This window comes from Schnuerera sp. xch1 (assembly GCF_019931165.1).
Taxonomy (GTDB): domain Bacteria; phylum Bacillota; class Clostridia; order Tissierellales; family Tepidimicrobiaceae; genus JAIOUP01.
This window is the reverse complement of sequence record NZ_JAIOUP010000004.1, coordinates 87,871-102,462: the sequence shown is the minus strand read 5'-3', so window position 1 is coordinate 102,462 and position 14,592 is coordinate 87,871. Positions and strand designations below refer to the sequence as shown.

General features: G+C 35.6%; 8 protein-coding genes and 1 pseudogene. All 9 read left to right on the top strand.

From position 1 onward, the window contains the following. Nucleotides 1-69 precede the first annotated feature (69 nt). Nucleotides 70-831, top strand: a complete 762-nt coding sequence (locus K8M07_RS05325) for an ABC transporter ATP-binding protein (RefSeq protein ID WP_223376860.1) — start codon at nt 70-72, stop codon at nt 829-831. Beyond that, nucleotides 832-1,596, top strand: coding sequence for an ABC transporter permease (locus K8M07_RS05320; protein WP_317845475.1), 765 nt, complete (start codon nt 832-834; stop codon nt 1,594-1,596). A gap of 638 nt (nt 1,597-2,234) precedes the next feature. Next, nucleotides 2,235-2,408, top strand: a pseudogene (locus K8M07_RS12835) (MBL fold metallo-hydrolase); the annotation flags it as partial. Between the two features lie 354 nt (nt 2,409-2,762). Beyond that, a complete protein-coding gene (locus K8M07_RS05310; RefSeq protein ID WP_223376886.1) occupies nt 2,763-4,565 on the top strand; it encodes a phosphoenolpyruvate synthase in 1,803 nt (600 codons plus the stop codon). An 85-nt stretch (nt 4,566-4,650) separates the two neighbouring features. Then, nucleotides 4,651-5,916: an MFS transporter gene (locus K8M07_RS05305; RefSeq protein WP_223376859.1), complete on the top strand. Its 1,266-nt coding sequence runs from the start codon at nt 4,651-4,653 to the stop codon at nt 5,914-5,916. A gap of 419 nt (nt 5,917-6,335) precedes the next feature. Further along, nucleotides 6,336-8,714 (top strand): CapA family protein, encoded by a 2,379-nt coding sequence (locus tag K8M07_RS05300; RefSeq protein ID WP_223376858.1) that lies wholly within the window; start codon nt 6,336-6,338, stop codon nt 8,712-8,714. 160 nt (nt 8,715-8,874) lie between these two features. Further along, the gene (locus K8M07_RS05295) at nt 8,875-11,235 is read left to right on the top strand and encodes a C40 family peptidase (protein ID WP_223376857.1); all 2,361 of its coding nucleotides are present in this window, start codon (nt 8,875-8,877) and stop codon (nt 11,233-11,235) included. Between the two features lie 266 nt (nt 11,236-11,501). Further along, entirely contained in the window at nt 11,502-12,113 is a 612-nt protein-coding gene (locus tag K8M07_RS05290) for a TetR/AcrR family transcriptional regulator (protein ID WP_223376856.1), read from the top strand. Between the two features lie 13 nt (nt 12,114-12,126). Beyond that, nucleotides 12,127-14,484, top strand: a complete 2,358-nt coding sequence (locus tag K8M07_RS05285; protein WP_223376855.1) for a PEP/pyruvate-binding domain-containing protein — start codon at nt 12,127-12,129, stop codon at nt 14,482-14,484. Nucleotides 14,485-14,592 lie beyond the last annotated feature (108 nt).

The window sequence follows — 14,592 nt, the reverse complement described above, 5'->3', positions numbered from 1 at the left end:
AGTGAAATCACAGTTGTTGGCTCTTTTTTATGGCAATTATCAAACTATAATGTAGAGGAGGAAAAGAAAATGAAAAAAAATATCATACAAATTAAAGGGGTAAAGAAATCTTACAAAGATGTAGAAGTACTCAAAGGAGTGGATTTTAAAGTAGAGAAGGGAAGTATTTTTGCATTACTAGGTTCTAATGGCGCTGGGAAAACGACGATGATTAAAATTATGACTACTTTGCTTAAATCGGATGCTGGAAGTGTTATGATCGATGATTTTGATGTTGAAAAAAATCCAAGGGAGATTAGAGATTCTATCAGCCTTACTGGTCAGTTCGCTGCTATTGATGAAGTAATGACTGGACGTGAAAATCTTCAAATGATAGCAAAACTTAGACATCTTAAAAATCCAAATCAAGTAGCAGATGAGTTAATTAATCGTTTTGGTATGTCAGAGGCTGCAGATCGTAGAGTTGGTACTTACTCTGGAGGTATGAAAAGAAGAATTGATATTGCAATGAGTCTTGTGGGAAATCCAAAGATTATTTTCTTAGATGAGCCAACAGCAGGTCTTGATCCAGAAACACGTTTAGAAGTTTGGAAGATTGTAAAAGGGCTATCAGATGCAGGAACTACAGTATTCTTAACGACTCAATATTTAGAAGAAGCAGAACAACTAGCAGATAAAATTGCTATTCTTCATGGAGGGAAGATTATTGCTCAAGGTACCCTAGAAGACTTGAAAAAGTTATTCCCATCTGCAAAAGTAGAATATGTTAAAAAACAACCAACATTAGAAGAAGTATTTCTAGCTATCGTTGGTAAAAAGGAGGACAAATAAATGAAATCTATCAATAGATATTTTTTCACTGATATGGGTGTTATGTTTGGACGTTCTATGCGTCATATTTTTAGAAGTATGGATACAATCATCACAGTTAGTATCACGCCAATTGCGATAATGTTACTATTTGTATATGTATTTGGAGGTGCAATTGAAACAGGTACAGAGAATTATGTTGATTACCTATTACCAGGTATAATGCTAATGACTATTGGTAGCGGAATTGCATATGTAGCTTACCGGTTATTTACAGATAAAAAAAGTGGTATATTTGAACGCTTTCATTCTATGCCCATAGCTCGTTCAACTGTACTATGGGGGCATGTATTAACATCAATAATTTCTAACGGAATTTCTGTATTGGTTGTTATACTTGTTGCATTATTAATGGGGTTCCGTTCTTCAGCAGGAATCTTAGAGTGGTCAGCTGTATTTGGAATTCTTAGCGTATTTACACTTGCTTTGACTTGGATTGCTGTAATTGCTGGACTTGCAGCGAAAACACCAGATGGTGCAGGAGCATTCTCATACCCAATTATCTTCTTACCATTTATAAGTTCTGCCTTTGTACCAACAGATACGATGCCTTCAGCAGTACGCGTCTTTGCAGAAAACCAGCCTGTAACACCTATCGTAGAAGCTATTCGTAATTTATTAGCAAACCAACCAGTAGGAAATGATATATGGGTTGCTCTTGATTGGTGTATAGCAATAATAGTTGTTGCTTATATTTTTGCAATGAGAGTTTATAAAAAATTATAACCTGTCCTTATACTAAGTACAGTTACTTACCCACAGGGAGAGATTTCGTTAAAAGGTTATTATATCAATAACCTTTTGCGTAATTGTATAAATATCATGTAGGGTATAGTATTTTATAAGTATATTTTTGATTTCATAGACTTTCAACAAAATGGGTAAATAACTAATAGGATACCGAATTTTCTATTCCTCTTACATTAGAGGATATATCTTTATGAAAAATTATTTTAATGCGTATTATTCTCATCTTACAGCCAAAACATATGTTGAAATCGTAACATTGCTTACAAGGAGTGAAATGAGTTGTAAGTAGATGTACGTCTCATGTCAGGAATGTCCAAGAAGACAAGCCTTAGCGAAATGTGATTGGGTACATTCTATGACTGAGAGTATAATTCTGATGACGTATGTAAGGGTTTCCATAAATGTCCAAGGAGATTAATGGAATGACTACTAACTTACAGATAAAAAATTAAAGTTGGGAAATGGAGAAACATTGACATATAGGGAAGCAGTGAATGGGAGTAGCATCTGTATACTTGTAAAGAATTTTACAATATTAGGGTTATACTGTAGGAATTGTGTGCTTGCAGTTTTGTGCCTATTATTGAAGATGGCTTAGATCGGAAAATTTAGATTGTAACCAATTTACTAAAATTCTAATTACACATCATGACCACGACCATATGGGTGCTTTGACTGATCTTAAGAAATATCCTAGTGTAAAAAATGTTGCAAGTGAAACTGAAGCTCCTTTACAATCGATATGTTCCCTCAGACTAATAAGTGTGACGGGCGTATTATTTGCATAATTATAATACGTAAAAAAATAATGTAAAAATTATTCTTGTAATATAAAATACACCCCGCACTTTAGATATGAAAATCTACTGAGTGGGGTGTAATTTTTGTGAGAAAATATTTATGATAGGTATAAAATCCATAAGAAATATAGAAGGAGTTATGTTCCACATGAGTTAATCAGTTACTCGATCCAAACAAGCCATAAAAAAATAATTTGCCTAAATCACTTTGTACCTTTTTACTTAAATTAGACTGTAGTGCCTTATTGATTGCATGAATGTAAATTGAAATTGATTCAGAAGAAATATCGTTGTCTAGAATTCCCTCAAGTTTACCTTGTTTGATTAGTTTCATATGAGCAGATTTTACAGCTTGAATCCATAGGTAGAAAAATTGAAGCATATTTTAGATGTTCCCAGGATATCGAATGGTGTCTTGATGAAGATGAATTTTATATCGTTCAAAGCCGCCCTATTACTACACTATATCCCATACCGGAGAGCGATGGAAAGAACCGGATATATATGTCTATGGGGCATACACAGATGATGACGGATGTTATTAAACCCCTTGGAATCTCTTTTATCAGATTCTTATCATTTTGGTTCGGAGAAAATTTAGAGGATGCTGGTGGGAGACTTTTTGGAGATATATCATATGATCTGGCCTCACCAATAGGACGGAAGATTCTTATGAGCAATATCGGAAAGGCTGATGCCCTGATGGAGAACGGACTTTCTAATTTAATGAAGCGAAAAGATTTTGTTAAAACTTTGCCTCGTGGGAAAGGGTCCATCAATTCGGATACGGGTGCCCTATCCTGGATTATTCCAGCGATAAAAACATATCTAAAAAATGATTTATCAGTTGTTGAAGATCAGATCAGATATAATGAGCGGATGATAAGTGATATGGAGCAAAGAATCGAAAAGTTATCAGGAGATGAACTGTTTGAGTTTATTTTACAGGACACAAAAAAATTGAAGACAGTACTGACCAGTCCTGAAAATATGAAATTGATGGTAGTTGGTGGATTCGTTTCTAACTGGATTAATAAAAAAGTGGAAAAATGGTTAGGGGAAAAGGGTGTTGTAGATATACTTTCTAAATCAGTAGAAAACAACGTTACTACTGAAATGGGGTTTGCACTTTTAGATGTAGCTGATGTCACTAGGCAATACCCAGCGGTGATTGAATATTTGAGGCATGCATCAGATGAGAACTTTTTTGACGATTTATTAAAGTTAGAAGGTGGAAAAGCGGTTTGTATAGCGGTAAAGGGATTTCTTGAAAAGTATGGTATGCGTTGTCCTGGGGAGATAGATATAACGAAACCTCGTTGGAGTGAAAAACCAACAGCTCTCGTTCCTGTGATTCTCAGTAATATAAAAAGTGTTGAGCAAACTACAAGTACTGATAAATTCGAACAGGGACGCCTAGAAGCATTGGCAAAAGAACACGAAATTCTAAGTAGACTAAAACAATTGCCTGGAGGAAAAGGTAAGGCGAAAAAGGTCAAGAAAATGATTGATGTTTTAAGAAATGTAATTGGTTTTAGGGAGTATCCTAAATACTCTTTTATAAAGCGTTTTCAAATTTATAAAGAAGCCCTGATGAAAGAGGCACATATATTACTGAAAAAGGAACTCATTAAAGAAGTAGAGGACGTTTATTATCTATTCTTTGATGAATTTAGGGAGGTTGTTCGGACACATAAGCTAGATTATAGTATCATTGACAAAAGAAAAGAGGACTATGAAGTATATGAGAAGCTGACACCTCCTAGGGTGATGACCTCAGAGGGGGAAATAATCTCTGGACAATATAACGCTGACAATATACCTAAAGGTGCTTTAATTGGAGTTCCAGTTTCATCGGGCATCGTTGAAGGAACAGCAAGAGTCGTGTTGAAGTTGGAAGATGCAAATATAGGGGAGGGCGATATTTTAGTAACATCATTTACTGACCCTAGCTGGACACCATTGTTTGTATCCATCAAAGGACTGGTGACAGAGGTAGGGGGATTAATGACTCATGGAGCTGTTGTAACCCGTGAATACGGTATTCCCGGAGTAGTAGGAGTTGAAAATGCTACTAAATTAATAAAGGATGGACAGCGAATTCGAGTTAATGGAACCGAAGGTTATATAGAGATATTGGGATAGAGAAGAGTAGATATTGTATTGAAGGAATCACGATGACTAGTATAAATAGAGGCCTAACGCCCATTAAACAGGAGGAGTAATCGATATGAATATAGAAAGAAAAAAGAAATCTTTCAATACCAACTTTATATTATTCTTATTAGGGAGGATTGTATCTGACACGGGAACCAGCATCCAAATGATGATTATGCCCCTATATATTATAGATATCGGTGGGACGGCTACAACAGTGGGGACATTTTCCTTCTTGTCTTTAATGCCAGCACTTCTTGTATATCCATTTGCAGGGGTAATTGGAGACCGAATGAATAGAAAGATAATTATGGTAGTAACAGACTTTATTAATGCAGGAATCATTTTAGGGTTAGGATTGTTATCTCATTGGGGCATCATGAGACTTTCGTTGCTACTAACAGTGCAGGTGATTATATCATTAATGAACGGATTGTTTGAACCTGCCACAAGGGGGATGCTACCCCAATTGGTGGATAAAAAGGAATTGACTCAACATAATTCCATTGTTGCCTCCGCTAGAAGTGCCTCCGTACTACTAGGACCGGTGATTGGAGCGGCATTGTATGCTAATTTTGGAGTGACACTGGTATTTTTTGTAAATGGGATTTCATTTTTATTATCTGGTACTAGTGAGATGATAATTCGATATACCCATATTAAACAGAAAGCTACAGAAGATGTGAAAGGGATGATGAATGACTTATTGGAAGGGGTCAAATTTGTTTTGCAAAATTATCTTATTCGTAAGCTGAGTTTTCTTCTTTTAATTAGCTATTTTGTCATACAACCAATTTTTAGTGTAATTTTACCATTATTTTTCAAGGAGAGTTTATTATATTCAGACGTACAATACGGTTATCTACAAACAATTATTATATTAGGTTCACTAATAGGAAGTATTCTAGTTGGTTACTTGTTTGGGAAAGAAGTAAGGATGTCTAAGCCTCTTGTTATAGGCTGCAGCATACTCTCAAGTTCGATGTTTATGTTTTCGATCTTACTTTTTCCCACTAGTTTATATATATTAGGCAATGATACGACCATTTATTTTATTCTACTAGCATCCGTTTTATGTCTTTTTAGTGCTGGTAATATGTTTATCTCCGTTCCAGTCCAGTCTTTTATACAACAAGCGACACCAAATGAATATATGTCCCGTGTCTTTTCATTGGTAAATATGATTTCAAGAGGCGGGATACCATTTGGGGCACTCATATATGGAATGATTCTCGAAAGGGCTAAAATGTACTGGACAATGCTGATCACTACTATAATGATGATATTTGCTGTGGTTATATTTTTAGCTTCTCTATCGAAAAATTCTATCGATATATAACAATATATAGAACAAGTTTTTATATTTAGTAAAGAGGGATTACATAGAAATACGTTTAGTTATCTATAAATATCAAACATGAGACTTGTAATATTAATTAACATTTAAGTAACAAATTTTAACAATTTAGTAAAATTTTTTTAATCTTTATCTGATATATTCGATAAAGGAGGAAATGATTACCATTGAAGTTGTTTCAACAAAATAGACAGAAGAATCTTTAAGTTTTAGGGAAATCTTCTAAGGAGGTTAATCAGTTGTTACTTACATATATAATTATCAGTAAAATTAACAATGTGCAAAAGAAAAGTAATCTAAAAGGTTATACATAAATAAAAGACTGGCAAATTACCTTTGCTAATTTGCCAGTCTTTTATTCAGATTATTAAGTATTGACAAAATAAAAGGGGGAAAATGGCATGAAAAAATTTATTTTTGGAATTATTTGTGTTTTTTTAGTATTTTCAATAATATCATATGGCAACGCTAATCTTGATTCTAATCCAGAAATAAAGTTGGATATTTCAGTAGTAGATGAAAGTGGACAAGGTATTGCAAATGCTACTATTCAAAGCTCTGATAATTCATTTACTGCAGATGAGAACGGTAATTTAAGTTTGACATTAAAAGAGGGGCCAGATGTTTTATTGATATCAGGAAAAGGTTTTTTAACAGAGACAGTTCCAATAGGATGGGATGATAACAATCAGTCAATGGAAGTCAAGCTTTTATCTGATGCAGGAGGACAACGTGTTACCATAAATTTTGGCGGTGATGTTATGTTGGGTAGACGATATCTTGACACCTCTAATGAGTCCCCAATAAGTATGCCAACTAATACAACAGAAGGTGCATTGAACGTTGTAAAACATTTAGATAGAGCTTTTTCTTCAGCTGATATAAGCTGTGTTAATCTTGAATCAGTTATTGGTGAATTCAATCGAAATGAAGCATATAAGGGTAAACGGTGGCTTTTACAAAGCCCACCTGAAGCAATAGATGCTCTTAAAAGTCTAGGAGTCGATTTGGTTTCTCTTGCAAACAATCACATCAGGGATTGGGGTGACCAAGGAGTGGATAGTACTATAAAAGAGTTAGCAAATGCTAATATTGTGACTGTTGGAGCAGGAGATGAAAAGACTTCAAGAGAGCCTGTACTTATTGAGAAAAAGGGAATTAAAATAGGAACATTGGCATATACGAGTGTTACAGGTTCATTTGTTAATAATTTTCTCCCCGATAATGAAGCTGTCAAGCCAGATTATGTGGAGCAAGGAGAAGAATGGATATGGGAAAAAAGGACATGGGAATGGTCTGGAACAGATTGGTCAATGCCTAAAGGAGAATATCGAGCAGGTGAAGTTTGGAACGTTTATAATGATGTGAAGTCTAAGCTTTCTTCAGATGTACAGACAAAAATATGGGGATCATTGATTAAAACTTATCCTGAGCTGCAGAATTGGGTAGCGAGACATGGACAAAGTGGTGCTGCTCAATGGAGATCAAAAGAATCAGTAAAAGAAATAAAAGAACTCCGGGAAAAAGCAGATATATTAGTTGTTCAGCTTCATTCCGGATTTCAATTTAAAACATCACCTTCTGAAGTTTTAATAGATGCGGCACATAAAGCTATCGATGCAGGTGCGGATATTGTCATTGGACATCATCCACATGTTCTTCAAGGAATGGAATGGTACAAGGGTCGTTTAATAGTATACAGTTTAGGAAATATGGTTTTTGACCAAAATTTTCTAGATACATTTCCTTCTGGATTTTTAAAAACAGTATGGGAGAAAGATAAACTTATAGAAGCTCGCTTTATACCTATTCAAATTACTGATTATAAACCGATAGTTGAAACGGGTACTTCAGCAAAACAGATTATAAATCAAGTATGGGAAAGCAGTATTCTCCCTGCTCAGACAAAACGATATGATGATTATGTATACACTGTTAAGACAGAGAGAGACGAAGAATCAAAACCTGTACAATTTCGATTTGAGTGGGGAACAGCACGGCTAGCTTATGATGAGCATAAAGAAAATTGTACTCTTGATCTTGATACAGGAGAAACGATAAATTTAGATAATGATAGCCTTTATCCTGCACGTCTTGGACAGGGGCAAGAAGCTTCTAAGGGACAGATTTTGATAGGACGTGATTTATTGAGATGGGGTCACTTTGAAGATACATTAGCGGATATGGTCCAAAATGGAGCAGCACATTTTAGCTCAAATCAATCTGATGTATGGAAAGCTGATAATGAAGAAGGATTTATAAGATTATTACACAACAGTAAGAAGAATCCAACGGCGATGATACGTCCAGTAGCACGTATCCCGATTGTTGATAACAGATTGTATGATGAGTCATATTCACCTCTAGACTCTGATGTAACCTATACTCTTCGTCTTGCGGCTAAAGGAAAAGGTGAGGTTTCCGCACATCTTAGAGTTGATTCATACTGGTTTTATGACGGGAACCCTTTGGAAGATCCAGTTTCAGAATTGTTAGGACAGAAGAAGTATGACATAGAAATATCAGATGAAGGTTGGCAAACAATTGAAGTCCCATTTGAACTTCTTGAAAAAGGTGATAAACAAGCAAATTCAATAATGGTATATGTAGAATTAGATACACCGTCAACTAATAGATGTATTTTAGATATTGATGATTTGGAAGTCGTTGAGTGGAGAGAGGCAAGCTTAATGCCTGATATTTATGGTGCATATACACATGTTAAGAATATAGGAAAGCCTATTCATCTTGAATTTGATACATTATCTTTGTCAAAATAATAAGGATAAAAGATTACAAAGAAAAATGCTTTTATCTTATTAAAAATCAGTGAAAGAAATATTAGTAATCAAATACTTATGCTGTTGAGATTAACTGTATCGATTATTGATGTGGATTATCTGCTTTCAATGATTAGTCAAAAGAAAGGGGTCAGATAGGATGGAAAAGCAACTTATTAAAATTTTAAGTCTAGTCTTATTGTTTACATTTAGTATTGGTATAAGCGCATATTCTATCCCAGCAGAAACTGAAACGGTTTTGCTTGCAGAAAATTTGATAGGTGAACCTTATAAACAAGGGGGAAATGCACCAGAGGAAGGATTTGATAGTGCTGGGTTTATTCAGTATATTTTTAGAGAAGGAGAAAATTTATTTCTCCCTCAGTCTCCTTCAAAGTTATGGAAGCTTGGTGAACCTATAGAACGCAATGAGATACAACCTGGAGATGTTCTTTTCTTTACTGGAAGCAAGAATCTTATACCAGCAATATATAAAGGTGATGATACCATTATCGTTGTATCTACTAGTGAAGGTGTAGTAAAACGGAATATAGAAGAAGATTCCTATTGGAAAGATCGGTATAAAGGTGCAAGGTGCTACACGGATATAGCTAATGAATTAAATCCTGTAGCCGTAAAAGCCATGGAATTAGTAGGATCTCCTTATGAACTTGGAGGTAATGAGCCAAATGGATTTGATCATTCAGGCTTTGTACAATACGTTTTTAGTGAAGTATATGAACTGGATTTTCCAAGATTGTCAGCCGAACAATGGTGGATAGGGATGGAAGTGGATACTGCTGATATTGAATCTGGTGATGTATTATTCTTTCAGGGCAGTAGTGCACGTCTACCAGGAATATGTATAGATAATGGTATTTTTGTTATTGTCACAACTAACGGAGTCGCTGTAGTAGATCTTGAGACAAGCGATTATTGGAAATCCAGGTTGCTAGGAGTAAGACGCTTTACTAAGGATATTATTGAGGAATCCATTGTAAACAATCCAATTGTAGAAAGGGCTATGGATTTGCGGGGAACACCCTATAACCCAAAAGGGAAATCACCAAGTGAAGGCTTTAATACAACTAATTTTGCACGTTATGTTTTTAAGGACGTCTTTGACATACGACTATCTGTTTTTTCCGACAGAATCTATGAAATAGGCGAATCCATTTCTAAAGAGGATCTTCAAGCAGGAGACCTGGTGTTTTTTCAAGGAAGCAGCGTTATACCTGGAATTTATAAAGGAAATGGTATATTTATAGTTCAGACAACAGAAGGGGTTGCGGAAAGGGATATGGAGAGTGAATATTGGTCAGGTATATATATAGGCGCAAAACGACTATCGGAGACAGATATTCATAATTTGCAACCTGAAAATTATATGGAACATGAAAATCCAGTTATTCGAGAAGCAATGAAGTATATAGGAACGCCTTATTTAATGGGTGGAGAAACCATTGATGGTTTGGACTGTTCTTATTTAGTTCAGACAGTTTTTAGGGAGTCTAAAAATATTTATTTGCCTCGCATAACTTATAAACAATGTGAAGTAGGCGAAACTATTGATTATAAAAACAAGCGTCCTGGAGACGTAATTTATTTTTCAGGAAAATGGGAGCAGGACGGGAAAACACATCATGCCGCAATCTATTTGGGAAATAATTATGTTATTCATGCATCTGGCGACGAAGGTATCGTTACAATCAGTTATTTAGGACAACATTTGCTGGACCGTTATTTAATGACAAAGCGCTTTGACTCCTTAAGTTTGGAACTAGACTCTAAAATAGTTGAAGAAGCATACGAACTATTAGGTATCCCTTACTTAAAAGGAGGAAATACAAAAGAAGGCTTTGATTATTCTGGTTTTTTACAATATGTAATGAAAGTAGGTTTGGATATCGATCTACCAAGATATTCATTTCAACAATGGGCTTTAGGAGATAAAATAAAAAGGGAAGATTTAGAGATTGGAGATGCTTTATTTTTCAAAGGATCCAACAATGTACTATTGCCAGGATTATATATTGGAAATGATCAGTTTATCGTCGTAACAAAATTTGAAGGTGTAGCAATTCGTGATCTTAATATCTCCGATAGCTACTGGAGTCAACGATACGTTGGGGCAAGACGATATGAAAAGATCGAAAATAACCATCCTGCTGTCATTATGGCTAAAGAATATATAGATGATTCATTTGAAGACTATACAACGGCGCAGTTTGTGCAAAAGGTATTCTCTGAAGCGCCGGATGTTCATTTACAATTACCATCTACCGCCTATGAGCAATGGAATTTAGGTCAAGCAATTTTACCTGATGCAGTTGAAGAAGGAGATCTTGTATTTTTTAGAAGCGATCTATCCGAAGATATACCATCGATGACAGGCATATATGCAGGGGAAGGTTCATTTATCATACTTACAAGTACAGGTGTAAAAGAAAGAAACTTAAGATATGACGAGTATTGGAATGAACGATACGTTGGGGCAAGACGATATAAAGCGGAAAACTGATTGTGATTTTTATAGGTGGGACAGAGATGGAGTACAAATGTGAATAGAAGGTGAAAGAGCCGATCAGGATTAAACCTGGTCGGTTTTTGGTTTTTGATATAGGAATATAATATAAATGTGCCACAGCGAATCTTTGGTCTTGTTAATAGGAGTTATCATACTTGAATGTGATTAAAGCAACTAAAAATAAATTTTAAATTTGTTGATAGGTTAGTCAGCATATAATATACTAACTATATAGTCAGCAAATTAAAGGAGGAGTGAATATGCCTAAGAAACTCTATGATAAAGAAGAAATATTAGACACGTGCTTATCAGTATTTGCAGAACATGGATATGATAAAACCTCTACGGCAATGTTAGCAGAAGCTTCTGGAATTTCTAGAGCTTTAATTTTTCATCACTTTAAGAGTAAAAAAGACTTGTATATGTCTATACTTGATCGCTGCTTTGAGAAAGGCAGCAAAGTAATAGCGTTTGAAAACATATTGGATAATGAGGATTTTTTTGAGATCAAAGATAAAATTAGTGCAATAAAGTTTAATTATTATAAAGAAAATCCTGAAGTGTACAAAGTTATTATGGAAGCATTTTACAACACTCCAGATGAACTAATGGGAGAAATTGATTCAAAGTATGGAAAGATGATAGAAGAGAGAGATAAAGTACAGGAAAGATTGTTTGACAATGTGCCTCTAAGAGAAAATGTAGACCGAAAAAAGGCATATAAACTCATTAAACTAACACTTGATTATTTTGAAAGTAAATACGTATCAGAGTTAGTTGATGATAGCGAATTAAATGAATGTATTTTTGAAAACATAATAGATGAAAGAAATAGTTTTATTAATATGATTCGATATGGAATTCAAAAGTAAAGGAGAGCTTGTGATGGGAAATATGGTTAAAAGCTTTAAAGAATTAACTCGTGAATTACAGACATATGCAGGAGGAAAAGGTAGCATGTTAGCAAAAATGTATCAGGCAGGCTATCCAGTACCGGATGGTTTTGTTATTTTACCATCAGCCTTTGAAGATCAAAAGCTAAGTGATAAAACTTGGAAGGAGATACAAGCTTTATTGGAGGATATTAGAAATAAAAATGAAGGTGCCTCGTTTGCAGTAAGATCCTCTGGATTAAGTGAAGATTCAGCCCAAGCCTCCTTCGCCGGAGAGTTTGAAACTGTTCTCAATGTAAGAACGGATAAGGAGATACAGGAAGCTATATATACTGTTTTTGAATCTAGACAGTCAGAAAGAGTAAAAGCATACAGTTTTGTTCAAGATATTGAAGAGACTCATCAAATTGCTGTAGTTATTCAGTTGATGGTGCCGTCTGAAATATCAGGGGTTTTGTTTACAGCTGATCCCATAACGGGAAGTTTCGAAAATATGATAGGAAATTATGTGCATGGATTGGGCGAACAGCTTGTTTCTGGAAAAGCAAATGCATACAATTTTAAATTCAGCAGACCGAAGGGGAAATATGATGGCCCTGACGAGTTTAAGAAATATGCTTTTAATCTGTATCAATATGCAGCTAAGCTTGAAAGGGAACTAGGTAGTCCCCAGGATATTGAATGGACTGTGGCAAAAGGGAAGTTGTATCTTCTACAAGCAAGACCAATAACCACATTGACTTCGGGAAATCTGGATACCTATGAAATAAATGAGAGTTTAGAAAGAGATGCCCTCTGGGTAAATACAAATGTAGGAGAGGCAATCCCCGATGTTGTTACACCGCTTACTTGGAGTTTAGTACGGGCTTTGGATATTGAATCTGGTTTTGTACCAGGGTATTACTTGTGGTCGGGAAATATTTGTGGGAGAATATACTCGAATATAAGCCAAAGATTGTCCGCTATTACTGCACTGTATGGAAGTTCAAAATTAGGTTTAAAAATTCTAAGGGAAGTATTTGGGCATATACCAGAAGGGTTAACCATCCCGTTTTATCCATTTTCAAGAATGGAAATAATAAAGACAATGTTCCCGGGAGTCAGATATTACTTAAAAAAGAATTGGGAGGTTTCAAAAAAATTGTCGCAGTCTATCAAGGATACGCCTGATTGGTGTAGAAGGATGAAGGAAACTATAAATAAAACAAATACCAAGGAAGGATTGTTGAATTTATGGAAACATGAAATTGAGCCCTATAACAAAGAGGCGTGGTGGGGTCTGATAGTAAGCGGTAGTAAAGCAGTGATTGCCTTAACCTTGAATAAAAAGCTTACAAAGCTGGTAGGAACAGAAGACGCCAACACCCTACTATCAAATCTAAGGGGAAATTCAGAAATGGCAAGCCTTGGTCCTGTCTTAGGTATATCCAAGGTTTTGAAAGGAGAGATAAGCAGCGAGGAGTATATTGAGAAGTATGGACATAGAGGTCCCCACGAATTTGAATTATTCATCCCATGCCCTTCAGATGATGCAAACTGGTTGGAAAGCCAAATTAAAGAATTCAAAGAGTCAGATACGGATGTAGAGGAACTTCTGGAGAAGCAGCATGCCCAATATAAGGCTGCATGGAAGAGATTTCAGGACCGTTATCCAAATGAAGTAAAATGGCTTGAAAAGCAAATTACAAAAGCTTCGGAAGCGGCACGATTTAGAGAAGCAGCACGCTCAGAGTTTGTAAGGGTATTTAGAGTTGTCAGAGCCTTTGTACTCAAGGTAAGTGAGATTACAGAAATAGGAGAAGATGTTTTTTTCCTTTATATCAATGAAGTAGAAGACCTATTGTCTGGTGGAGATGTGAAAACAGAGTATATTCCGGTAAGAAAAGAAAATTATGAAAGATATAAAGAGCTACCGCCATTTCCAACATTAATCCGAGGACGCTTCAATCCTTTAGAATGGGCGAAGGATCCAAATAGAAGAATGGACTTTTATGATTCAACAATGCCAACTGCCATTGCATCTGATTCTGAAATTTTGAAAGGCGTTGCAGGAGCAGCAGGAAGGGTAGAAGGAATAGTACGTATTCTGGAAACCCCTGAAGAAGGTCAAAAACTTAAGCCAGGAGAAATCTTGGTTGCAACTACTACCAATGTAGGATGGACCCCTCTTTTTCCTAGAGCTGCTGCCATAATAACTGACGTAGGCGCACCACTGTCCCATGCCGCTATAGTAGCCCGAGAGCTTGGCATTCCAGCTGTTGTAGGATGTGGAAATGCCACTTTAAGACTTAAGACAGGAGATAGGGTTATCGTTGACGGTGGGCAGGGCATTGTGCATATATTGGAATAGTTTATATTACTATGTTTTGATAAACAATTTCAAAACTTTTAATATGAGAGGCTTCTCATTTTTGACAAAGTGTGTTATAATGCAAACATGAGAAGCCTCTCATATTAT